Here is a 22,144-nt window from a genome sequence, read left to right as displayed (position 1 = left end):
CCCGGCGCGACGGATAAATTGTTCTGAATTCGTCTTGTGTTGTGTTGCCGCGCGCGGCCAGCATCGATTGCTTCACAACGATTAAGTTGTGGCCGGATCGCCTGCGGCCTCTAATCCTCGTGGTGAAGCGCGCCTCTAGCGGCGCACAAGGAGCCCGAGCGTGAAGATGCCAGATGTCGATTCGACCGTCGTCGCGCGCCGTGCGGCGATCGCACGCGACCTGCGCGCGATCGTCGGGGACGAGTGGGTGCTCGACAGCGAAGCGGAGCGGCGCCCGTACGAGAGCGACGGTCTGACCGCATACAGCGCATTGCCGCTGCTGGTCGTGCTGCCCGAAACGACCGAACAGGTGAGCCGCGTGCTCGCCTATTGCCATGCCGCGCGCATCAAGGTCGTGCCGCGCGGATCGGGTACGTCGTTGTCGGGCGGCGCGCTGCCGCTCGAGGATGCCGTGCTGCTCGGCACGGCGCGGATGAACCGGATCCTGGAAGTCGACGCCGCGAACCGCGTGGCGCGCGTACAGCCGGGCGTGCAGAACGTGCGCGTGACCGAGGCCGTGCGCTCGCTCGGGCTCTGCTACATGCCGGACCCGTCGAGCCAGGCGATTTCGACGATCGGCGGCAACGTGGCCGAGAACTCGGGCGGCGTGCATTGCCTGAAATACGGCGTCACGTCGAATCACGTCACCGGGATGGACATCGTGCTGATGACGGGCGAAGTGCTCACGCTGGGCGGTGCGTTCGTCGGCGGCGCCGACGGCGAGTTCGACCTGTGCGGCGCACTGATCGGCTCCGAAGGGCTGCTCGCGGTCGTGACCGAGATCGTGGTGCGCCTGACGCCGGAGCCGCCGCTCGCGCGCGTGCTGTCGCTCGGCTTTGCCGACGTCGCGCGGGCGAGCCGCTGCGTCGGCGCGATCATCGCGCACGGCATCGTGCCGGCCGGGCTCGAATTCGTCGACCGCAAGGTGATTGGCGCGGTGTCGTCGCTGCTCGGCGAACTGCCGCCGCCGGGTGTCGAGGCGCTGCTGCTGTGCGAGCTGGACGGCATCGAAAGCGAGGTGGACGCACTGGCCGCGGAGGTCGAGCGCATCGCGCGCGATGCCGGCGTCGTGGACCTGCGGATCAGCCGGACCGAGGCGGAGCGAGAACAGCTGTGGCGCGCGCGCAAGCTCGCCTTCGGCGCGATGGGCAAGGTGGCGCGCGACATCTATGTCACCGACGGCACGATTCCCCGCGGCCAGCTCGCCGAAATCCTGAGCCGTATCGACAGCCTGTCGAAGCGGCACGGCCTCGACTATGCGAACTGCTTTCATGCCGGCGACGGCAACCTGCACCCGATGGTGCTGTTCGATTCCGCGAAACCCGGCGACCTCGAGAAAGCCGAGGCGTTCGGCGCCGACATCCTGCGTGCGTGCGTCGATCTCGGCGGCGTGCTGAGCGGCGAGCACGGCATCGGCGTCGAGAAGCGCGACCTGATGCCTTACCAGTTCGAACCGAACGACCTCGAACTGCAACAGCGGCTCAAGTGCGCGTTCGATCCGGACGAGCTGCTCAATCCGGGCAAGGTGTTCCCGACACCGTGCCGTTGCGTCGAACTCGGCCGCCTGCGGATTCGCGGCGGCAATATGCGGTTCGCCGATGTTCCGCGCTTCTGAGGAGCCAGCCATGCACGCGATCGACGATCGAACGACGCAGGCGCGCATTTGCCCGCGCGACGCGGCGGAACTGGTTGACGCCGTCGCCGACGCCAATCGTCATGGCCGCTCGTTCGAGGTCATCGGCGGCGGTACCAAGCGCGGGTTCGGCGAGCCGGTGCACGCGCATGCGCTGCTCGATCTGTCCGGCCTGTCCGGCATCGACTTCTACGAACCCGAGGAGCTCGTGATCAAGGTGCGCGCCGGCACGCCGGTCGAGACGGTGCGCGCGGCGCTGGCCGGGCACCATCAACAGCTTGCGTTCGAGCCGCCGGACTACGGCCCGGTATTTGGCGGCGAAGCGGCGCGTGGCACGATCGGCGGTGTCGTCGCCTGCAATCTGGCCGGGCCGCGCCGCGTGCTGTCGGGCGCCGTGCGCGACGCGGTGCTCGGCGTGGAAGGCGTGAGCGGCCGCGGCGAGGCGTTCAAGGCCGGCGGGCGCACCGTGAAGAACGTGACCGGCTACGACGTGCCGCGCCTGCTGACGGGCTCGTTCGGCACGCTGGCCGCGCTGACGGCCGTCACGCTGAAACTGCAGCCTGCGTGGCCGGACGAACGCACGCTGCTGATCGACGGGCTCGACGACGGCGCGGCGACCGGCCTGCTCGCCGACGCGTTGCGCCTGCCGTTCGAGGTCAGCGCGGCCGCGCACGTCGGCGGCGTGCGGCGCGATACGTCGGCCGTGCCGACCACGGCATTGCGGCTGGAAGGCCCCGGCGCATCGGTGGTGGCGCGCGAGGCGGAACTCGCGAAGCGGGTCGGCCGCTCGCTTGCGATCCGCACGATCGGCGGCGACGCGAGCCGCGCGTTCTGGCGCGCGTTGCGCGACCTGCGGGCGTTCGCGGACGATCGCGACGCGTGCATCTGGCGCCTGATGCTGCCCGGCACGCTGGCCGCGCGCGTGGTCGCGGCGGTGGGCGGCGACGCGATCTACGACTGGGGCGGCAGCCTTGTCTTCTTGCGTACCGACGCGGCCGCCGTCGCCGGGCAGGCGGCGGCGCTCAGGCAGGCCGTCGCGGCGGCCGGCGGGCACGCGTGCCTGTTTCGTGCGCCGGCGGCGTTGCGGCGCTCGGTCGGCGCGTTCCATCCGCGCCCGGCCAACCTGCGCGCGCTCGGCGAACGCGTGCGAACGAGTTTCGATCCGAACCGCGTATTCAATCCGGGCCGGCTCGACCCCCTCGACACGGGAGCAGCGTGACATGAGAACCCGCATCGGCGACGCCGCTCTGGCCGACCCCGACATCGCACTGTCGAACGACATCATCCGCAGCTGCGTGCATTGCGGCACGTGTCTGTCGCATTGCCCGACCTATCAGGTCCGCCACGACGAGAACGACAGCCCGCGTGGCCGCATCGTGCTGATGAGGAACATGTACGAGGCGGGCGGCGCGCCGGACCCGAAGACGGTCGCGCATCTCGATCGCTGCCTGACGTGTCTCGCGTGCGAGGCGATCTGCCCGTCGGACGTCCAGTATTCGAAGCTGATCGCGCACGGCCGCGAATACGTCGAGACCCATTACCGCCGGCCGCCGGTGCAGGGCGCGATCCGTCGCGCGCTGACCGTGCTGATTCCGAGCCGGCCGCTGTTTCGTGCCGCGCTCGCCGCCGGCCGGCTGTTCCGTCCGCTGCGTTCGGCATTCGGCGGCACGCTGCGCGCGATGCTGGAGATGGCGCCCGCGGCGCCGTTGCCCGCGGCGAGCCCGGTCGATCGCGCGCAGGTGTTTCCGGCACAGGGGCCGCGCCGCGCACGGGTCAGCCTGTTGAACGGCTGCGTGCAGACGGTGCTCGACCCCGCGATCAACGAAGCGACGATCCGGTTGTTGCAGCGGCACGGCGTCGAAGTCGTCATCGCGCACGGTGCAGGGTGCTGCGGCGCGCCGGCCGAGCACATGGGGCGCGAGGCGCAGGCGCTGCCGCTGGTGAAGGCCAACATCGAGGCGTGGCTGCGCGAGGCCGACGGGCCGGCGGGGCTCGACGCGATCATCGTCAATACGTCGGGATGCGGGACGTCGCTCAAGGCCTACGGTCACGCGCTGCGGCTCGATCCGGCCTGGAAGGACAAGGCGGCTCGCGTCAGCGCGCTCGCGAAGGACATTACCGAATTCATGGCGCAGCTCGGCCTGCAGGCACCGGTCATCCGCCCGGGGACGCGGGTCGTCTATCACGCCGCATGCTCGATGCAGCACGGCCAGCGGATCGTGCATCCGCCGCTCGACCTGTTGCGCGACGCTGGGTTCGACGTCGTCCAGCCGTCCGACAGCTTCATGTGCTGCGGATCGGCCGGCGTCTACAACCTGCTGCAGCCCGAGATCGCGGGCGAGCTGAAACAGCGCAAGGTCGCGGCGATACGTGCGACGACGGCCGAGATTGCCGCGGCCGGCAATATCGGCTGCATCACGCAACTGGCCGGCGCGGTCGGCATGCCGTTCGTGCATACCGTGCAGTTGCTCGACTGGGCGACCGGCGGGCCCGTGCCCGACGCATTGCGCGACAGCGTCGCGGTGCGCCGCAAGCGCGATGTCGCGTGACGGCTGCCCGGCCGCGTGACGAAGGAGGGCGCGCCGCCGCATCGGGTGGTGGCGCGCCCAGAGAGGATATTGACGAGTAACCGACGCCGTCGTGGACGTCGAACAAGGAGCGTGCCATGCGATTTGCCGTGTATGAACAGGATGGACGCCGCGGCCTGGCCGTGGAGCACAACGGGCACTGGTCCGGGCTGACTGCCGCGGACACGGCCTATCCGGGCGATCTGGATGCGCTGCTGGCGCAGGGCGCCGATCTTGCCGGGGTGGGCGCGCGTCTCGCGCGCGGCACGCCGGTCGATCTCGATGCGGTGCGCTTGCTGCCGCCGGTCGGACGGCCGCACAAGATCATCTGTGTCGGCTTGAACTACCTCGACCACTCGACCGAGACCGGGTTTGCGAAGCAGACCTATCCGACCGTGTTCGCGCGGTTCGCATCGAGCCTGATCGGCCACGGCGCCCCGATCGCGCTGCCCGCGCAGTCTTCGCAACTCGACTACGAGGGCGAGCTGGTGGCGGTGATCGGCAAGGGCGGACGCAGCATCGCACGCGAGCAGGCGCTCGATCACGTCGCCGGTTATTCGCTCTTCAACGATGCGACGCTGCGCGACTACCAGTTCCGCACGCCGCAGTGGACGATGGGCAAGAACTTCGACGGCACGGGGGCCTTCGGGCCGTGGTTCGTCACGGCCGACGAACTGCCGCGCGGCTGCCGGGGGCTGAAGATCCAGACGCGCCTGAACGGCACGGTGGTGCAGGAGGCGTCGACGTCGGACATGATTTTCGATGTCGAGACGCTGGTCGTGCTGCTGAGCGACGTGATGACGCTACAGGCCGGCGACGTGATCGTCACAGGCACGCCGGCCGGCATCGGGATGGCGCGCGAGCCGCAGCTGTGGATGAAGGCCGGCGACGTGTGCGAAATCGAGATCGAGCGGCTCGGCGTGTTGCGCAACCCGGTCGCGCCGGCGGCGGTGCGGCGCGACGCATGACGAACGCGCGCCGTGCGCACGCCGCCTGCCGTCCGCCGTCGCGTCACGCGCGCCGGCGGCGCCGGGCGGCCGCGTCCGACGCGTGCTGCTTCAGCGCGGCGGGAGTGCCGTGCAGGAACGCGTCGATCAGCCGTTCGATTTCGGTATCGAGATCGTCGGGCACCGGCAGGCCGTAGACCCACTTGCGGACGCCGATGTAGAAGATGCTCGCGTGCAGGCTCCAGACCAGTTCGATTTCCGCATTGCGCTGGGTCTCGGTCGCCGGCGTGGCGAGGTCGTATTCGTGCCGCAGCTCGCGCAGCACCGGCAGGAATACGCGCTCGCGCAGCCGCGACAGGTAGCGCGTGTTGAACCCCTCGCGGCTGAGCCCCGCGAAGATGAAGGTACGGATCCATTCGCGCTTCAGGATGGTTTGCGCATACGCGCGGTAGAACGCGACGAGCCGCTCCTGCAGCGGGATCGCGCGATCGGCGATCAGCTTTTCCCAGTCGGGATTCCACGTGTAGATCTCGTCGTAGACGCGATCGATCAGCGCCTCCTTGCTCGGGAAGTACCGGTACAAAAGCGGCTGGGTCACGCCGATCTGCCGCGCGAGCTCGCGCGTGCTGCCGGAAAAGCCGTGCGTCGCGAAGTGCTCGATCGCCTTCTCGACGATCTGCCGCTCGCGCGCTTCCGGCGCGAGCCGGCGGCCCGGCGTGACGGCGTTGCCGTCCGCGTCGGTTCCGCGCTCGCGGGCCGTCGTGCTGCGTTTTCTTTCGGTCATTCATCGGCTCCTGATGGCGCGCATGCCTAAACTATCGATCGAAAAATAACACGATCGGGGCCCGGGATACGGTTTGCGGCGCGGCTTTTGTCGCGGTGCGGGGTCATTCCGTGTCGAATCGGGCCGGCAGCCGCGCGCGGCGGGCGGGCGACGCATTCAGAAAAATTCAGGCCGCCGCCATGACATTAAGGCGTTCCTTAACTAGTCTAGCTCCCAAGCCGCCGTATCGGCCGGACGCCAGTCGGCAAGCCGGGCCGGTCGGCGAAACCGGAGCGGAACATGCGCAATCAGATCTCGACACGCGCCGGCATGCTGGACGCCGGCGCAGTCGACACCTTCCAGGAAGCCCGGTCATGCCGTCGCAACAAGTAACCGCGGGCGCCGCCGCCGCGCCCGATCACGTGCGCGGCGAGGACGTGTTTCTCGCGTCGATCGCGGGTTACGTCGACACGCTCGGCTTCGTCGCGCTGTTCGGCCTGTTCACCGCGCACGTCACCGGCAACTTCATCCTGATCGGCTCGGGGCTGGCCGGCGTCGGGCAAGGGTTGATGATCAAGTGGCTCGCGTTTCCGGCCTTCATCGCCGGCATCGTCGGTGCGCGCGTGCTCGACCACCGGATGCGTTCGCAAGGCCACGGCGTGCGCGCGCGTTCGCTGTATGCGCTGCAGGCCGTGCTGCTCGCCGGGTTCATGCTGGCCGGCGTGATGGCGTCGCCGATCGCCGACGCCGACGCGCCGCGCACGATCCTGTGCGGCCTGCTCGGCGCCGCGGCAATGGGCGTGCAGAACGCGCACGGCCGGCTGACGGCGCGTTCGGTCGTCGCCAACACGGTGATGACGGGCAACGTCACGCAGGCCGTGATCGATGCATTCGACTGGCTGGTGCCGCTCGCCGCGCCAGCCGAACGGGACGCCGCTCGCGCGCGGCTGCGGCGTACGCTGCCGCCGGTCGCGGGCTTCGCGATCGGGGCGGGCGCGGGGGCCGCGGCCTACGTGTTCGCCGCCTTCTGGGCGCTGGCGCTGCCGCTCGCGGCCCTGTGCTTCCTCACCTATCAATCCGGCCGGTCCGACGGGCGGCCGACGTCACGCTGAATGCGCGCGCGGCACACGGCCGCGCCTGCCACTTTCAAGGAGAACCCGATGATCGCACTGAAATTGCAACAGGCATGGCGGCTGACGGCCGCGTCGGCGGCCGTGCTCGGCGCGTTGCTGGCAACCGCGCCGGCCCACGCCGACGAGACGCGCCTGCTCGACACGTCGTCCGCGAAGGTGCCGGCCGTCACGGTCGGCCCGCAGTACGACACGACGCACGTGTGCGTCGCGCCGGAAGATTTCGACCGCTTCACCGACAGCTTCGTCGCAACGTTCGGCGGCAAGAAGTCGCAGCAGGGCGTGTTCCAGGTCACGCCGACGCCGAGCCAGACGATGTCGCAACTCGTGTTCACGCCGGCCGGCACGATCTCGGTGTTCGGCTTCAAGACGCCGATTCCCTATCCGTTCTGCCAGGAGCGCACCGGCTACCTCGTCACCGACATGGACGTCGCGATGAAATCGGCGCGTGCGCATGGCGCGGACGTGGTGGTCGATACGTTCCCCGACCCGATCGGCCGCGACGCGATCATCCGCTGGCCTGGCGGCGTGAACATGCAGCTGTACTGGCATACGCAGGCGCCGAAGTACGACCCGCTGCAGACGGTGCCGGAAAACCGCGTGTACGTGTCACCGGAAAGCGCGAGCAAGCTGGCGCACGACTTCGCCGCGTTCTCGCGCGGCAAGATCGTGTCCGACGTACGCAAGGCGCCGGGCATCGAGATCGGCCGGCCGAACGATACCTATCGCCGCATCCGCATCGAATCGGGTTTCGGCAAGATGACCGTGCTCGCCACCGATGGCCATCTGCCTTATCCGTTCGGCCGCGAGATGACGGGCTACGAAGTGCCGGACCTGGCCGCCACGCTGAAGCAGGCGCAGGCCGCGGGCGTGACCGTGCTGGTGCCGACCTTCACGTCGGACGGGCGCGATGCCGCGCTCGTGCAGTTTCCGGGCGGCTACGTCGCCGAGATTCACGCGCGGTCGAAGTGATGGGGCGCAGGTCGATGGGGCGGGCCTGGCGGCGCGTGCTGCCGGCCGCCGTGCTGGCGGGCGGCGTCGCGAGCTACGCCGGTACGGCGGCCGGGGCCGAGGATGCCGCTTCGGCGGCGTCGACGGCTTCGCCGGCCCCCGCCGCCGGCACGACGTGTACCGCGAAGCGGCCCACGGTGCTGTTCAACCGCTGGCAGGAAGACTGGTCGGTGCTCGCGAATCCATGCGTGCCGCGCCAGCCGGGCGATGCGCTGAAGTACATCCCGCTGGGCGGTGATCCGTCGACCTACCTGTCGCTCGGCGCGAACCTGCGCGAGCGCTTCGAGCTGAACAACGCACCGCTGTTCGGGCTCGGCCCCGCGCACGACGACAACTACGTGATCCAGCGTGCGACGGTGCATGCGGATCTGCGTTATGCCGGGCATTTCCAGGCGTTCGTCCAGTTCGTCGATGCGCGGCCGTTCGGCAAGGATACGGTCGGCACGGTGGACAAGGACCAGCTCGATATCGAGCAGGCGTTCGTCGCCTATGTCGACCAGATCGGCGGCGGCACGTTCAAGGCGCGGATCGGCCGACAGGAGATGGCCTACGACTTGCAGCGTTTCGTGTCGGTGCGCGACGGCCCGAACGTGCGCCAGGCGTTCGACGCGCTGTGGGCGGACTATGAAATCGGCAAATGGCGGCTGATCGGTTATGTGACGCGCCCGGTGCAGTACCGCAACGACGCGGCGTTCGACGACGTGTCGAATCGGCACCTGCGGTTCGACGGCGTGCGTATCGAGCACAACGGCGTGGGGCCCGGCGAACTGTCGGCCTACTGGTCGCGTTATACGCGTGACAACGCGCGCTACCTCGACGGAGCCGGCACCGAGCGCCGTGACGTGTTCGATGCGCGCTACGCGGGAAAATCCTCCGGGTTCGACTGGGACACCGAAGTGATGTACCAGACGGGGCATATCGGCCAGGACACGATCGGCGCGTGGGCGTTCGGCGCGCTGGGCGGCTACACGTTCGCGAAGACGCCGGGCACGCCGCGCGTCGGCCTCCAGGTCGACGGCGCGTCGGGCGACAAGCATCCGGGCGACGGGCGCATGGGCACCTTCAACCCGTTGTTCCCGAACGGCTATTACTTCACGCTCGCGGGCTACACCGGCTACAGCAACCTGATCCACGTAAAGCCTTCGCTGACGATCAAGCCGGCCAGTAACGTGACAGTGCTGACCGCGGTCGGTTTCCAGTGGCGGCAGACGACGGCCGACGCGGTCTACGCGCAAGGGATGCAGGCGGTGCCCGGCACGGCCGGCAAGGGCGGTTCGTACACGGGGATGTATGCGCAGGCCCGCGTGGACTGGCTCGTCAATCCGAACATGGCGCTGGCCGTCGAAGCCGTGCACTTCCAGATCGCCGACTCGATTCGCGCGCTCGGTGCGCGCAATGCCGACTACGTCGGCGTCGAAGCGAAATTCGGCTGGTAACGTGGCGCGCCGCGCGGCTCAGTGCTGCGCGCGCGCCAGCGCTTCGACGAAATCGATGAACGCCGTGACGCGCTTCGAACCGCGCTGATTCGGCAGGTAGAGCGCGGTGACGACCGAGCGGGCCGCGTCGGGCACGACGTCGTACTGTTCGAAGAGCCTGCGCAGACGGCCCGACTGGACATCCGCATCGACCAGCCAGTCGGGCAGCAGCGCGATACCGGCGCCGTCGAGCGCCGCATCGCGCAACACTTCGCTGTGATTCGACTTCAGGCGCCCGCCGACGAGCACCCTGGTCGTGCCATGCGCATCGGCAAACGTCCACGCCTGCTGGTCGCCGCCGAAGTGAAAGCGCAGGCACCCGTGATCGACCAGCTCGCCCGGCGCCGACGGCGTGCCGTGCGCGTCGAGGTAGTCGTGGCTCGCGACGACATAACGATGGAACGTGGCGAGCGGTCGCGCGACGACTTCGGCGGACGGCGCGGCTTCGCCGAGCCGGATCGCGACGTCGATCCGGCCGGCCACGAGATCGACGCGTTCGTCGGTGAGCTGCAGGTCGAGGTCGAGCTTCGGGTGGCGCGCGAGGAAGGCCGCGACGTGCGGTGCGATGCGGCGCACGCCGTACGCGACCGGCACCGACACGCGCAGCGGCCCGGACGGCTCGTCGCCGCGATCGGAGACCAGCGCGTCGGCTTCCGCGAGTTCCTCTAGCAGCCGTTTCGCGCGGGCGTAGTACATGGCGCCGGCATCGGACAGCGTGACCTGCCGCGTCGTGCGGTTCAGCAGCACGGTGCCGAGCGAGGCCTCAAGTGCATCCACCGCGCGCACCACCGACGATGCCGCGAGGTCGAGACGCCGTCCCGCGCTCGAAAAGCCGCCGGCTTCCGCTACTTCAACGAACGCGCGCAGCGCGGAGAATTTGTCCATGTCGTCGCCTTTGTGACTGCGTGCTTTTGTGCGTGTCGCAACGAAGCGTTGCGTGCCGTTGGCATTCTATCGCCGGCCTGCAAGCGCTATCTTCTGAACTGGCAATTTACAGGAGCGTGCGATGAAACCCCTCGAAATAACGGTGACTTACGATCTGATCTGCCCGTGGTGCTGGATCGCCGAGCACCGGCTCGCTGAGGCAATCGACCAAGCCGGCCTGGCCGGCAACGTGAGCGTCCGGTTCGTGCCGTTCGAACTGAACCCGACGATGCCGGCCGGCGGCATCGACCGCAAGGCGTACCGGAGCGCGAAGTTCGGCAGTTGGGCGCGCTCGCAGGCGCTCGACGCGCATGCGGCCGACGCTGGCCGGGAAGCCGGCCTCGTATTCGATCATGCGCGGATCACGCGCACGCCGAACACGCGGCTCGCGCACCGGCTCGTCTGGTTCGCGCAGCAGCGCGGCAGCGCGGTCGCGCTCGTCGACGCTTTGTTCGCCGCGTATTTCCGCGACGGCCGTGATATCGGCGACGCGGACGTGCTGGTCGAGATCGCGGCCGGCGCGGGCTTGCCGGGCGACGCGGTGCGAGCATTCCTCGCATCCGGCGAAGGGCTCGATGCGGTGGTCGCGCTCGAGGAGGAGGCGGTGCGCGACGGCATCGCTTCGGTACCGTCGACGCGCATCGGGCCGTCGATCGTCAGCGGCGCGCAGCCGACCGTGGTGTTTCGCGACGCCTTGATCGACGCGCAGCGCACGCTCGACCCGATCGCCTGAATCCGGGCCGGCGCCGCCGCAGCCCGGCCCGGCCTTCAGAAGGATTCATGTGCGGCTCAGGATTATTGCGAACCCTGCCGGTAAGCTCGGCGTTGCGCGCGCCTCGCCGGCCGGATCGGCGAGCCGGCGCGCAACGTCGCTACGCAACCGGGGGAACCGACATGAAAAACCTGATCTGGCACACGCGCGCGGCGCGCTCGGGCAGCATGCTGCTCGTCGCGTGGTGCGTCGGCATCCTCGCATCGGTTGCGTTCGCCGGCGAGCCGGGCGGCGGCAACCAGGCCCCCGGCTTTTATCGGCAGAAGCTCGGCGACCTGCAGATCGTCGCGCTGTCCGACGGCACGCATGCGTTTCCGGTCGACACGGTCTTCCGGGATATCTCGAAGGAAGCAATCCGGCGCGATCTCGATCGCGAGTTTCTCGAACCGCCGGTGCAGGGGTCGATCAACGCGTTCCTGGTCGATACGGGAACGACGCGGATTCTCGTCGATACCGGCGCCGGCGTGCTGTACGGCGACTGCTGCGGCAAGCTGCTCGCCAACCTGCGTGCGGCAGGCTATGCGCCGGAGCAGATCGACGAAGTGCTGCTCACGCACCTGCACAAGGATCATGTCGGCGGCATCGCGTCGAACGGCAGGATGACCTTTCCGAATGCGGTGGTGCACGTCAACGAGATCGAGGCGCAATACTGGCTCGATCCAGATAACAAGGCACAGGCGCCGGCGTTCCTGGCATCGTTTTTCGATGCGGCGGCCGCGTCGGTCGCGCCGTACGTCGCGGCCGGGCGCTTCAAGACGTTTCGCGGCGAAGCCACGCTCGCCCCCGGCATTCGTGCGGTGCCGATGCCCGGTCATACGCCGGGCCACACGGCTTATCTGATCGAGAGCGGCGACGCCGGGCTGCTCGCATGGGGCGATATCGTGCACGTTGCGGCGATCCAGCTGCGGGATCCGGACGCGACCGTCCAATACGACAGCGACGCCGACGCGGCGCGCCGCACCCGGCGCGCTACGCTCGAGCGCGTCGCGGACAAGCGTTATCTGGTCGGCGCCGCGCACATCGCGTTTCCCGGGCTCGGGCATTTGCGCAGGGACGGGGAGCAGTACGACTGGGTGCCCGTCAACTACGACACGACACCGCTTCGATGATGCAATGGCGCGCGGCAGCAGTGGCCGCGCGTGACGGAATCAGCGGGACAGTTCGCGCCGCCAGGCGCCGGGCGGGTGGCCGACGATGCGCGCGAACACGCGGTTCAGGTGGCTCTGGTCCGCGAAGCCGCACACGGCCGCGATTTCCGCGAGCGACATGTCGGTCGTCTCGATCAGCTGCCGCGCACGGATCACGCGCTGTTCGAGCAGCCATTGATGCGGCGTGCGCCCCGTCGTTCGCGAGAATGCTCGGATGAAATAGCCGCGCGACAGATCGCATTCGTTCGCGACCTCCTCGATCGACACGCCGAGATCGGCCTTTTCCATCAGCAGCTCTTTCGCGAGCGCCGCCTTCGCCGGCGACAGCAGGCCCTTGCGCTGCAGGTCGCGCGCACTCGCATTGCCGTACTGGCGAGCGAGGTGCGTGCCGATCGCGAGCCCCATCTGCTCGACGAACAGCGAATTCAGCGTACCGGGCCCGTCGAGGCTGTCGGCGATCGCGTGCGCGAGATGCCCCAGCACCGCGTCCTGCAAGTCGGGCGCACAGGTCAGGCCGCCGATTTCCGTACCGTCGTGCTCGCGGCCGAGATCGTCGAGATAGGCGTGCGACAGCTCGACCAGCAGGAAGTCGAACTTGCCGTACAGGTCGGCACGGAAATTCCGGGAAAAGTCGCGAATGTAGATCGAATTGTGCTGAAACCGCCGCTCGGAACGGGAGTGGCCGGTGCCGCCGTAGATCGTGCGCCGGTGCCCGCCGTTGAGCGACACGCCGATCAGGAAGCCGCGATCGCTGGCCGCCATCTCGATGCGCTCGAAATGCTCGTCGCGCATGCATTTGCGATGGAGCCTGAGCCCGCCGACCGAGCGTTCGACATCCTTGGACAGCAGGCTCGACAGGCAACCGAGCGTGTCTTTCGGCAGTGCAGCAGGGGGCGCGACGAGGGAATCTGACATGACGGAACAATCCTTCGATGGAAGCGGCGCGCGAACATTTTTACGCGAAGTTTATACGGTGCGCTCAGCCGGCCCAAGTTAACTTGAATAAATGTCCACTTGCTGACGAAATGCTTGCTATTGACCAACACGCACCGCGCGGGCCTCGACGGGCACGCAAATGCGCCGCCGTGGCCACCATCCGGTCACTGTTGCCCGGTTGACGATCGCGTGGCGTACACCTCTGCGGGCGCGCCGGTGCGACGGCGGCCAGCGCATTTTCCTTCAAGATTTTTGTTTATACGGCGTTTACACTCGCTCCACATTTTGAGACTTTGCGCCCGGCCGGCAGCGCTGGCCGGGTGCGCATTCCCGCCCCAGTGAACGGCCGTGTTCATATGGCGGTCATCGTGGGGAACCTGGAGGCGGCCATGATCCAGATCGGGACGTTGTCGGTGGATTTCGAGCAGCGGGACATTCGCCACCACGGCGCGTCGCTGCGTATCGGCGCACGCGCGCTTGACATACTGGAAGTACTGCATCGCGCCAACGGTTCCGTCGTGTCGAAGGACGACATCATGGATGCCGTGTGGCCGGGGCTGATCGTCGAGGAAAACCGGCTGCAGGTTCATGTCGCGACGCTGCGCAAGGCGCTGGGCGCGGACCGCGACCTGATCAAGACGGTGCCGGGCCGCGGCTACCTGCTGGTCGCGCATCCCGCCGTCGCGCGCGAGGCCGCGCCGCGCGCGGTCGCGTTGCCGGCCGAGCCTGTCGCGGTGGCGCGTCCGGTTCCGCTCGTCGGACGTCAGGCCGAGATCGGGCAGATCGTCGACATGATCGAACGCGCGCCGGTCGTCACGCTCGTCGGGGCGGGCGGCATCGGCAAGACGAGCCTGGCCGGCCGCATTGCCTGCGAGCTGCGCGAGCGGTCCGGCGAATGCGTGCTGTTCGTTGCACTCGCGAGTGCCGCGACGCGCGACGACGTGCTGCTCGCGATCGCCGCGGAACTCGGCGTCGAGACCGACGGCGTGCCGGGCATCGACCGGATCGCCACGGCGATCGCCGCGTCGCCGGCCCTGATCGTGCTCGACAACGCGGAACACGTCGTCGATCTGGTGGCCGACCTCGTCGATACGCTGACGTCGCGCGTGCCGTCGCTGCGTGTGCTCGCGACCAGCCGCGAACCCCTGCATATCTCTGCCGAAGCCGTGTTTCGCGTGAGCCCGCTGGCGGTGCCGGAAGGCGGCGCACCGGTCGACGAGATCATGCGTCACTCGGCCGTCGAACTGTTCCTGGCGCGGATCCGCGCCGCCACGCCCGACTGCGCGGTCGATGCGGCCGGCCTCCGCCTGATTGGCGACATCTGCCGGCGTCTGGACGGGCTGCCGCTCGCGATCGAACTGGCCGCCGCGCGTGTCGCGACGCTCGGGCTCGAGGTCGTCGCCGCGCGTCTGGACGACCGGCTGAACCTGCTGACCGGCGGGTTGCGCTCGGCGCTGCCGCGCCATCAGACGTTGCGCGCGACGTTCGACTGGAGCTACGTGCTGCTGGATGCGGCCGCACGCTCGCTGTTTCGCCGCATGGGGTGCTTCACCGGCCCGTTCACGTTCGATGCCGCGCGCGAGGTCGCGATGGATCCCGACAGGTCGGCCGCCGAGACGATCGCGGTACTCGGCGAACTGGTCGCCAAGTCACTGGTGGCCGTCGAGTTCCACGGCGCGCAGGCGCGTTACCGGTTGACGGAATCGACGCGCGCGTACGCGCTCGAGAAACTGCACAACGAGGGTGAATTCGACGTCGTTGCCGAGCGTCATGCGCGCTACGAGCGCGAGCAGGGGGATGCGCGGATGCAGGCGCAGGCGGTGGACCTCGCGAGCACGCGTGTCGCCGTGGGCATGCCGGCGTCGCGCGAGCCCGTCGTGGCCGAGCCGCGGGCGCAGGAAGCGGACGCGCTGGCGCGCGCGTTGCTGGAACCGGCACGGATGCGCGAATGCGTGCAACCGGCGCGGCGGGCGATCGACGCGATCGAGGCCGGCGACGCCGCAGGCATCGACGCCGTGCGCGAGATGCGTTTGCGCGCGGCCTACGCGACGGCGCTGCTGCATACCGACGGCGATACGCACGCGGCCGCCGCGATGTGGGACCGGACGCTCGTGCTCGCGGGCCGGATCGGCGACGAGGCGTTCGACGCGTGCGCGCTGGTCGGACTGTGGAATACGATGCTGACGCGCTCCGACATCCACGAATCGCTGCGTTACGCGACGCGCTTCGAGCGCGCGGCCGAACGGCGCGGCGACCGGCCGCAACGGCTGCTGGCGAACGCGATGGTCGCGACGTCGCTGCATTACTTCGGCGAACACGCGCAGGCCCGCGAGCGGCTGGAGGCCGCGACCGCCGAGCTGGCCGTGGCCGGCGAACCGTCCTGCGCGCAAGCCGCGCTCGGGATCGACGTCGCAACGCTCGGCCGCACGATGCTGATGCGGCTCGTCTGGATGCAGGGCGATCCGGAATACGCGATGCGGCTGGCCGCGCAGACGGTCGAATCCGCGCGCCGCACCGGGTCGGGGCCGGCGCTGTGCGTCGTGCTCGGCGCTGCGGCCGTGCCGATCGCGTTGCGCTACGGCGATCACGACGTGATTTCCGACTATCTCGGCACGCTGCGCTCGACCGCGGAGGCGAACGGGTTCGACATCTGGCTCAGCCACGCGGAAGGCCTCGCCGGACAGTTCGACATGCTGGCCGGGCATCCCGGCGCCGGTCTCGCGCGGCTCGAGCCCGCGCTGCGGCGCATCGAAGCGAGCGGCTTCCGGCGCCTGCTCGCGCCGCTGGTCGTCGCATACGCGGAAGGGCTGACGCGCACGGGCCGCGCGGCCGAGGCGTGCGCGAAACTCGACGCGACGCTCACGCGCTGCCGTGCGCACGGCGAACACCTGTTCGTGCCGGAACTGCTGCGCGCCAGGGGGCTCGCGATGCTCGAACAGGCCCGCACCGCGGATCCGGACGTCGCGCTCGCGTATGAGGTCGAAGGGCACCGGCATCTGCTGACCGGGATCCATGCCGCTAACGGGCAAGGCGCCGCGATGTGGGCGCTGCGCGGCACGCTCGATCTCGCCGATCACCTGATCGAGCGCGGGCGGACCGGCCAGGCGTCGTCGCTGGTGGCCAACCTGTCGGGGCATTTCGATCCGCAGTCGCGCGCGTTCGACGTGCGCCGGCTCGCGCGCCTGCAGAACTTCGTGCGCCCGGAGCCGGCACCGTCGGCAGGCCGGTCGCGCATGCGGCACGCGGCAGTGGATGCGATGCAGCAGGTGGCGTAACGTCATGCCCGGGTCGCACAGGACGACACCGCGCCATCGCGCCGCGGCCCGTCGGTCCGATCGTTCAATGTTCAAGGGGGAGTGGATGGTCCGTGTATCGTCGAACCGGAGGCAGGCGGCGTGCGGCCGCGTGCCGGCTCACGGCGCAAGCGGAGGGCCTGACGGTGCTTAAGGCGACGGCATCCGCCGCCGCGGCGGACCTCATCGTATGCAACGGCAAGATCGCGACGCAGGACGACCGGCAGTCGTTCGTGACCGCGCTCGCCGTGAAGGACGGCCGGATCCTCGCGGCCGGCAGCGGGCACGACGTGATGCGCCATGCGCATGCGGGTACGCAGTGCATCGACCTGAACGGCCGCACCGTGATCCCGGGGCTGAACGATTCGCACCTGCACATGATCCGCGGCGGCCTGAACTTCAACCTGGAACTGCGCTGGGACGGCGTGCCGACGCTGGCCGACGCGCTTGCGATGCTGCGTCGCCAGGTGCTGCGTACGCCCGCGCCGCACTGGGTGCGCGTGGTCGGCGGCTGGACCGAATTCCAGTTCGCGGAAAAGCGCGGGCCGACGGCGGCCGAACTCAACGCGATCGCGCCCGACACGCCGGTCTTCATCATGCACCTGGGCGACAGCGCGCTCCTGAACGCGGCCGCGCTGCGCGCGATCGGCTACGGCCGGGATACGTCGAACCCGCCCGGCGGCGAGATCCAGCGCGATCGCCTCGGCCGGCCGACCGGCATGCTGATCGCGCGGCCGGACATGGCCGTGCTGCACGAGGCGCTCGAACGAGCCCCGAAGCTCGGTCACGACGACCAGATGAATTCGATGCGGCATTTCATGCACGAGCTGAACCGGCTCGGCGTGACGAGCGCGATCGACGCGGGCGGCGATTTCCAGGCCTTTCCGGACGACTACGGCGCGATCCTGGCACTTGCGCGGCGCGGCGAAATGACCGTGCGCGTCGCGTACAGCCTGTTCGTGCAGCATGCGGGGCGGGAGCTCGACGACTACGCGCACTGGGTGACGCTCGCGAAGCCCGGCGATGGCGACGCGTTCCTGCGGATGAACGGCGCGGGCGAGCTGCTGGTGTATTCGGCCGCCGATTTCGGCAATTTTCTCGAGCCGCGCCCCGATCTGCCGGCGGCGCTGGAGGCCGAACTGGCCGCGGTGATTCGACTGCTGGTGCGGCACCGCTGGCCGTTCCGGCTGCATGCGACCTACGACGAATCGATCGGCCGCTTCCTGAACGTGCTCGAAGCCGTGAACCGCGAGACGCCGTTCGACGGCCTGCGCTGGTTCTTCGACCACTGCGAGACGATCTCGGACGCGAACATCGCACGCATCGCCGCGCTCGGCGGCGGTGTGACGGTCCAGCACCGGATGGCGTTCCAGGGCGAGTACTTCATCGCGCGTTACGGCGCGGAAGCCGCGATGCGCACGCCGCCTATCCGCGCGATGCTGGCGGCCGGGCTGCCGGTCGGCGCGGGCACCGACGCAACGCGCATCGCGAGCTACAACCCGTTCGTGTCGCTGTACTGGATGGTGTCGGGGCGCACGCTCGGCGGCACGGCGCTGTATCCGGAACGCAACCGGCTCAGCCGGATGGAGGCGCTGCGCTGTTATACGGTCGGCAGCGCGTGGTTTTCCGGCGAGGACGACTGCAAGGGCGCGCTGGTGCCCGGCCACTACGCGGATTTCGCGGTGCTGACGGACGACTACTTCACGATCGACGAAGCGCGGATCAAGTCGCTGTCGTCGGTGCTGACGGTCGTCGGCGGCAAGATCGTGTACGCGGACGACGAGTTCGCGCCGCTCGCCCCGCCGTCGCTGACAGTCAGCCCCGCGTGGTCGCCGGTGGCCGAATTCGGCGGCGCCGGGCAGCATCGTCCGGCCGAGTCGGCTTCGCTGCGCGCCGTGCCCGGCGCCGGCGCGCAGGGCGGTGCCGCACGCGGCATCGTACAGCGCCTGCATGCGGCCGCGACGGAAACCGTCGAGCACGGCGAAGCATCGGGTTATCCCAGTTTCGCGTTCTAGGCGGACGCCGTACCGGCAGGAACGCCGGCGGCGTCCGTATGTGCCGTGCGCCGCATGGACAATTTTTCGCCTCGGGCGAGGGGCAGAAGGAGACGAGATGAGTTCTGCGCACACGTGCGCATCGGCCGAAGACGAAGTCGCCGGCGTCCGCATTCCGCGGACGCCGATGGCGGTCGAAGCGGCCGAAGCAGCCTGCGCGTCGCTGCCGCGGGCGATCACCGAGCATGCGAGCCGGGTGTTCGTACTCGCGTCGCTGGCCGCGCGCCGTGCCGGCGAGACCTGCGATGCCGATGCACTGTACGTGGCCGCGATGTACGCGAACATGGGACTGAGCACCGCGTATGGCCGCTCGGCCGCGCGCTACGAGCTCGACAGCGCCGATGCCGCCGATACGTTCCTGTTGCGCCACCAGACGTCGCAGCGCATGCGCGACGACGTGTGGCGCGCGATCGCGCTGCATACGACGCCCGGCGTGGCCGCGCGCGTATCGCCGCTCGCGCGCGTGCTGGCGGCCGCCGTCTCGACCGACCTGATGGCGACCGACTTCGACGCGTATTCGGCCGACGAGCGGCGCGCGCTGCTCGCCGCCTACCCGCGCGGCGAAGGCTTCAGCGACGCGTTCCTCGATGCGGTCGCGCGCGGCGTCGCGCACCGGCCGGCGTCGACGTTCGGCACGTGGAGCGCCGATGTGCTCGAACGCGCCGATCCGGATTTTCACCGGCCGAATTTCTGCGGGCGCGTACTCGGCGCGCGCTGGAAGGACGCCTGACGGCGTCCTGCGGGATCCGGCGGCGCGCGCCACGCGCCGCGCTGCCGGCTGGGTGCCCGGGCGCTCGCGCGCCCAGGTGCCTTTTCGCTTACGCCCTCGCCCCCGCGGCGTCGTGACGCGCATAGTCGACGTATCCCGCGCGGTCGCCGCCGTACCAGCCGACCGTCTTCGGTGCGGCGAGCGGCGCGTTCGCCGCGAGGCGTTCGACCAGATCGGGGTTCGCGATATAGGCACGCGCGAAAGCGACGAGATCGGCGTCGCCCGCGTCGATCAATGCATTCGCGGCATCCGGCGCAATGCCGCCATTGACGATCAGCGTGCCGCGGAAGTGCTTGCGCGTGTTCTCGACGATGCGCGGCAGGTCGGGCTCGCCGCTCCAGCCGTTGGTGTCCGCCGCGTGCACATAGGCGACGCCGGCTTCGTCGAGCATGCGGCCGACGTAGGCGTACGTCGCATCCGGATCCGCATCGCGCACGTTGTTGTACTTCGCGTACGGCGAGATGCGCACGCCCACGCGGCTGAGCGGCATCACGGCGCCGACCGCGCCGACGATTTCCTCGAGGAAGCGCGCGCGGTTCGCGATCGAGCCGCCGTAACGGTCGTCGCGGCGGTTCAGCGTCGACGACAGGAACTGGTGCGGCAGGTAACCGTTGGCCGCATGGATCTCGACGCCGTCGAAGCCGGCCGCCATCGCGCGGATGGCGGCCTGGCGGAATTCGTCGACGGTCCCGGCGACTTCCTCCGTCGTCATCGCGCGCGACGGCGTCGCGTGAATCTTCGTGTAATAGCCGTTCTGCAACTGCGCCCACACCTGCAACTGCTCGAGATCGTCGTTGACGCCGGACGGCGACAGCGGCGCGTCGCCGCCGAGCAGCGTCAGCGAGCTCACGCGGCCGCCGTGCCATAACTGCGCGAAGATGCGGCCGCCGTTCGCATGGACCGCGTCCGTGATCTGCTTCCAGCCGGCCGCCTGTTCGTCGGTGACGAGCCCGGGCGTCAGTTCGAACGACGCGGAGGCCGGGCTGACGTTGGTCGCCTCGGTCACGATCAGGCCGGCGGATGCGCGTTGTGCATAGTATTCGGCCATGAGTTCGGTCGGCTGGCCGCGCGACGGCGCGCGCGAACGCGTCATCGGCCCCATCACGACACGGTTGGGAAGCGGCAGGCCGCGCAGATCGTAGTGGTTGAGCAGGGAAGACATGATGGTTTCCTTGTGCGTGAGGCAGGGTAGTGCCGCCTATCGTTTGACGGGCCCTGCGGAAAGTTCAAAAGCGACGTGGGTGACGTGCCGGCGGCGTTCCAGCGCGCGGGCGGCCCCGGGGGCGTCGCGCGTGAACCGGTGCCGGCGCCGGTTCAGGACTGTGCGTTGCGTTGTGCGTGCGGACGTCCGATCGCGAGGTAGTGGGCGAGCGCGACGATCGGGAACGCACCGGCGACCGCGGCCACGAGCGGCCAGCCGCCATGCTCATACAGCGGGCTCGCGAGCGCGGAGCCGATTGCGCCGCCAACGAAGATGCTCGTCATGTACAGCGCGTTCAGGCGGTTGCGGCTTGCCGCGTGCAGTGCATAGATCTCGCGCTGGCCGAGCACCATGTTCATCTGCACCGCGAAATCGAGCACGATGCCGGTGACGACGAGGCCATACAGGCCGGCGCCATGGATCAGCGCAACCGCGTACGACAGCGCGCCGGCGACCAGCGCGATCAGCGTCGCACGCACGCCGTGGCCGGCATCGGCGAGGCGGCCCGCGACCGGGGCCGACGTCGCGCCGATCGCGCCGACCAGCGCGAACAGGCCGATAGCCGATTGCGACAGGCCGTAGTGACGCGTGAGTTCGACCGGCACGGCGGTCCAGAACAGGCTGAACGACGCAAACATCAGGCCCTGGTAGAACGCGCGATGGCGCAGCACCGGCATCGTGCGGACCAGGTGCAGCAGCGAGCCGATCAGCTCGAAGTAGGTGGCGCGATGATCGGGCTGGCGCGACGGGATCGTCAGCGCGAGCACGGCCGTCACGAGCGTCATCAGCACGGCGGCGGCCGCGAACACGAAGCGCCAGCCGAATGCGTCGGCCACCACGCTCGACAGCGGGCGCGCGAGCAGGATGCCGAGCAGCAGCCCGCCCATGATCGTGCCGACCACGCGGCCGCGCGAATGATCGGGCGCGAGGTGCGCGGCGAGCGGCACCAGGATCTGCACGGCGACCGAGCTGAAGCCGATCAGCAGCGAGATCGCGAGGAACAGCCCGGGCGTCTGCACGACCGCGGCCGCCGCGAGGCTCGCGATCGACACGACGGCCGTGACGATCATCAACTTGCGGTTCTCGAGCAGGTCGCCGAGCGGCACGATGAAGAACAGGCCGAGCGCGTAGCCGATCTGCGTCAGCGACACGATGAAGCTCGCGGTTGCGCCGGACATGTGCAGGCTGGGCGCGATGAGTTCGGTGATCGGTTGCGCGTAGTACAGGTTCGCGACGATCGCGCCGCAACTGAACGCGAACAGCAGGATGAGGCCCTGCGTGAGCTTGGTCGCGTGCCCGTGGGACGCGAGCGTGTTGGATTCTGCTGACATGGTCGACTCCTTGGAAAGAGATGTCGGGTGCCCGGTCGTCGGGCCGGCGTAACGGTGTTCGGTCGTTCGTCGCGGCGAAACGGAAGCCGCCGCATTGCCGTCAAGATTATTGATCGATCGATAACAAGGGAATACGTGCGGGGCGCAATCG

17 protein-coding genes are annotated in these 22,144 nt (G+C 69.2%); 12 read left to right on the top strand and 5 right to left on the bottom strand.

Annotated elements, in window-relative coordinates; genetic code table 11:
• The first annotated feature begins 166 nt into the window (after nucleotides 1-166).
• From KEC55_RS33090 to KEC55_RS33075, 4 genes are all read left to right on the top strand, one after another.
• The gene (locus tag KEC55_RS33090; protein ID WP_282513091.1) at nucleotides 167-1,654 is read left to right on the top strand and encodes an FAD-linked oxidase C-terminal domain-containing protein; all 1,488 of its coding nucleotides are present in this window, start codon (nucleotides 167-169) and stop codon (nucleotides 1,652-1,654) included.
• 10 nt (nucleotides 1,655-1,664) lie between these two features.
• A complete protein-coding gene (gene glcE, locus KEC55_RS33085; RefSeq protein WP_282513067.1) occupies nucleotides 1,665-2,891 on the top strand; it encodes a glycolate oxidase subunit GlcE in 1,227 nt (408 codons plus the stop codon).
• 1 nt (nucleotide 2,892) lies between these two features.
• Nucleotides 2,893-4,221 carry a glycolate oxidase subunit GlcF gene (gene glcF / locus KEC55_RS33080; RefSeq protein WP_282513065.1) on the top strand — a complete coding sequence of 443 codons (1,329 nt, stop codon included), beginning with the start codon at nucleotides 2,893-2,895 and terminating at the stop codon, nucleotides 4,219-4,221.
• 116 nt (nucleotides 4,222-4,337) lie between these two features.
• On the top strand, nucleotides 4,338-5,207 hold the full coding sequence (locus tag KEC55_RS33075; RefSeq protein ID WP_282513063.1) for a fumarylacetoacetate hydrolase family protein: 870 nt from the start codon (nucleotides 4,338-4,340) through the stop codon (nucleotides 5,205-5,207).
• Between the two features lie 43 nt (nucleotides 5,208-5,250).
• On the opposite strand, the gene KEC55_RS33070 is transcribed toward KEC55_RS33075, so the two are convergent.
• Nucleotides 5,251-5,970, bottom strand: a complete 720-nt coding sequence (locus tag KEC55_RS33070) for a TetR/AcrR family transcriptional regulator (RefSeq protein WP_282513061.1) — start codon at nucleotides 5,968-5,970, stop codon at nucleotides 5,251-5,253.
• A gap of 353 nt (nucleotides 5,971-6,323) precedes the next feature.
• Here KEC55_RS33070 and KEC55_RS33065 point away from each other — a divergent pair, with 353 nt between their 5' ends.
• Genes KEC55_RS33065 through KEC55_RS33055 form a run of 3 tightly spaced genes read left to right on the top strand, consistent with a single transcriptional unit; the run spans nucleotide 6,324 to nucleotide 9,526 of the window.
• Nucleotides 6,324-7,061, top strand: a complete 738-nt coding sequence (locus KEC55_RS33065) for a YoaK family protein (protein WP_282513059.1) — start codon at nucleotides 6,324-6,326, stop codon at nucleotides 7,059-7,061.
• Between the two features lie 48 nt (nucleotides 7,062-7,109).
• Complete coding sequence (locus KEC55_RS33060) at nucleotides 7,110-8,051, top strand: glyoxalase (RefSeq protein WP_282513057.1); 942 nt, start codon at nucleotides 7,110-7,112, stop codon at nucleotides 8,049-8,051.
• Between the two features lie 14 nt (nucleotides 8,052-8,065).
• Nucleotides 8,066-9,526, top strand: coding sequence for an alginate export family protein (locus KEC55_RS33055; RefSeq protein ID WP_282513055.1), 1,461 nt, complete (start codon nucleotides 8,066-8,068; stop codon nucleotides 9,524-9,526).
• An 18-nt stretch (nucleotides 9,527-9,544) separates the two neighbouring features.
• On the opposite strand, the gene KEC55_RS33050 is transcribed toward KEC55_RS33055, so the two are convergent.
• Complete coding sequence (locus KEC55_RS33050) at nucleotides 9,545-10,450, bottom strand: LysR family transcriptional regulator (RefSeq protein ID WP_282513053.1); 906 nt, start codon at nucleotides 10,448-10,450, stop codon at nucleotides 9,545-9,547.
• Nucleotides 10,451-10,571: 121 nt separating this feature from the next.
• On the opposite strand from KEC55_RS33050, the gene KEC55_RS33045 reads away from it, so the two are divergent.
• Together KEC55_RS33045 and KEC55_RS33040 are read left to right on the top strand one after the other, a co-directional pair.
• On the top strand, nucleotides 10,572-11,222 hold the full coding sequence (locus tag KEC55_RS33045; RefSeq protein ID WP_282513051.1) for a DsbA family oxidoreductase: 651 nt from the start codon (nucleotides 10,572-10,574) through the stop codon (nucleotides 11,220-11,222).
• A gap of 161 nt (nucleotides 11,223-11,383) precedes the next feature.
• Nucleotides 11,384-12,370 (top strand): MBL fold metallo-hydrolase, encoded by a 987-nt coding sequence (locus tag KEC55_RS33040; protein WP_282513049.1) that lies wholly within the window; start codon nucleotides 11,384-11,386, stop codon nucleotides 12,368-12,370.
• Nucleotides 12,371-12,409: 39 nt separating this feature from the next.
• On the opposite strand, the gene KEC55_RS33035 is transcribed toward KEC55_RS33040, so the two are convergent.
• Nucleotides 12,410-13,324 (bottom strand): helix-turn-helix domain-containing protein, encoded by a 915-nt coding sequence (locus KEC55_RS33035; protein WP_282513047.1) that lies wholly within the window; start codon nucleotides 13,322-13,324, stop codon nucleotides 12,410-12,412.
• A 410-nt stretch (nucleotides 13,325-13,734) separates the two neighbouring features.
• On the opposite strand from KEC55_RS33035, the gene KEC55_RS33030 reads away from it, so the two are divergent.
• The 3 genes from KEC55_RS33030 (at nucleotide 13,735) to KEC55_RS33020 (ending at nucleotide 19,422) form a co-directional block, all read left to right on the top strand.
• Nucleotides 13,735-16,620, top strand: coding sequence for an ATP-binding protein (locus KEC55_RS33030; protein WP_282513045.1), 2,886 nt, complete (start codon nucleotides 13,735-13,737; stop codon nucleotides 16,618-16,620).
• 164 nt (nucleotides 16,621-16,784) lie between these two features.
• Complete coding sequence (locus tag KEC55_RS33025) at nucleotides 16,785-18,653, top strand: amidohydrolase (protein WP_282513043.1); 1,869 nt, start codon at nucleotides 16,785-16,787, stop codon at nucleotides 18,651-18,653.
• Nucleotides 18,654-18,750: 97 nt separating this feature from the next.
• Nucleotides 18,751-19,422 carry a phosphohydrolase gene (locus KEC55_RS33020; RefSeq protein WP_282513041.1) on the top strand — a complete coding sequence of 224 codons (672 nt, stop codon included), beginning with the start codon at nucleotides 18,751-18,753 and terminating at the stop codon, nucleotides 19,420-19,422.
• Nucleotides 19,423-19,510: 88 nt separating this feature from the next.
• Here KEC55_RS33020 and KEC55_RS33015 read toward each other — a convergent pair whose 3' ends face one another.
• The gene (locus KEC55_RS33015) at nucleotides 19,511-20,623 is read right to left on the bottom strand and encodes an alkene reductase (RefSeq protein ID WP_282513039.1); all 1,113 of its coding nucleotides are present in this window, start codon (nucleotides 20,621-20,623) and stop codon (nucleotides 19,511-19,513) included.
• 152 nt (nucleotides 20,624-20,775) lie between these two features.
• Nucleotides 20,776-21,993: an MFS transporter gene (locus tag KEC55_RS33010; RefSeq protein WP_282513037.1), complete on the bottom strand. Its 1,218-nt coding sequence runs from the start codon at nucleotides 21,991-21,993 to the stop codon at nucleotides 20,776-20,778.
• Between the last annotated feature and the right edge of the window lie 151 nt (nucleotides 21,994-22,144).

This window comes from Burkholderia cepacia, assembly GCF_029962485.1.
Classification (GTDB): domain Bacteria; phylum Pseudomonadota; class Gammaproteobacteria; order Burkholderiales; family Burkholderiaceae; genus Burkholderia.
The sequence above is the reverse complement of the archived record's forward strand: the minus strand, read 5'-3'. Positions and strand labels throughout refer to the sequence as shown.

What these genes read in the sequence shown, in the direction of transcription:
- KEC55_RS33090 (WP_282513091.1), top strand. Translation starts at nt 167, where the DNA reads ATGCCAGATGTCGATTCGACCGTCGTCGCGCGCCGTGCGGCGATCGCA.
- glcE (WP_282513067.1), top strand. Translation starts at nt 1,665, where the DNA reads ATGCACGCGATCGACGATCGAACGACGCAGGCGCGCATTTGCCCGCGC.
- glcF (WP_282513065.1), top strand. Translation starts at nt 2,893, where the DNA reads ATGAGAACCCGCATCGGCGACGCCGCTCTGGCCGACCCCGACATCGCA.
- KEC55_RS33075 (WP_282513063.1), top strand. Translation starts at nt 4,338, where the DNA reads ATGCGATTTGCCGTGTATGAACAGGATGGACGCCGCGGCCTGGCCGTG.
- KEC55_RS33070 (WP_282513061.1), bottom strand. Translation starts at nt 5,970, where the DNA reads ATGACCGAAAGAAAACGCAGCACGACGGCCCGCGAGCGCGGAACCGAC.
- KEC55_RS33065 (WP_282513059.1), top strand. Translation starts at nt 6,324, where the DNA reads ATGCCGTCGCAACAAGTAACCGCGGGCGCCGCCGCCGCGCCCGATCAC.
- KEC55_RS33060 (WP_282513057.1), top strand. Translation starts at nt 7,110, where the DNA reads ATGATCGCACTGAAATTGCAACAGGCATGGCGGCTGACGGCCGCGTCG.
- KEC55_RS33055 (WP_282513055.1), top strand. Translation starts at nt 8,066, where the DNA reads ATGGGGCGGGCCTGGCGGCGCGTGCTGCCGGCCGCCGTGCTGGCGGGC.
- KEC55_RS33050 (WP_282513053.1), bottom strand. Translation starts at nt 10,450, where the DNA reads ATGGACAAATTCTCCGCGCTGCGCGCGTTCGTTGAAGTAGCGGAAGCC.
- KEC55_RS33045 (WP_282513051.1), top strand. Translation starts at nt 10,572, where the DNA reads ATGAAACCCCTCGAAATAACGGTGACTTACGATCTGATCTGCCCGTGG.
- KEC55_RS33040 (WP_282513049.1), top strand. Translation starts at nt 11,384, where the DNA reads ATGAAAAACCTGATCTGGCACACGCGCGCGGCGCGCTCGGGCAGCATG.
- KEC55_RS33035 (WP_282513047.1), bottom strand. Translation starts at nt 13,324, where the DNA reads ATGTCAGATTCCCTCGTCGCGCCCCCTGCTGCACTGCCGAAAGACACG.
- KEC55_RS33030 (WP_282513045.1), top strand. Translation starts at nt 13,735, where the DNA reads ATGATCCAGATCGGGACGTTGTCGGTGGATTTCGAGCAGCGGGACATT.
- KEC55_RS33020 (WP_282513041.1), top strand. Translation starts at nt 18,751, where the DNA reads ATGAGTTCTGCGCACACGTGCGCATCGGCCGAAGACGAAGTCGCCGGC.
- KEC55_RS33015 (WP_282513039.1), bottom strand. Translation starts at nt 20,623, where the DNA reads ATGTCTTCCCTGCTCAACCACTACGATCTGCGCGGCCTGCCGCTTCCC.
- KEC55_RS33010 (WP_282513037.1), bottom strand. Translation starts at nt 21,993, where the DNA reads ATGTCAGCAGAATCCAACACGCTCGCGTCCCACGGGCACGCGACCAAG.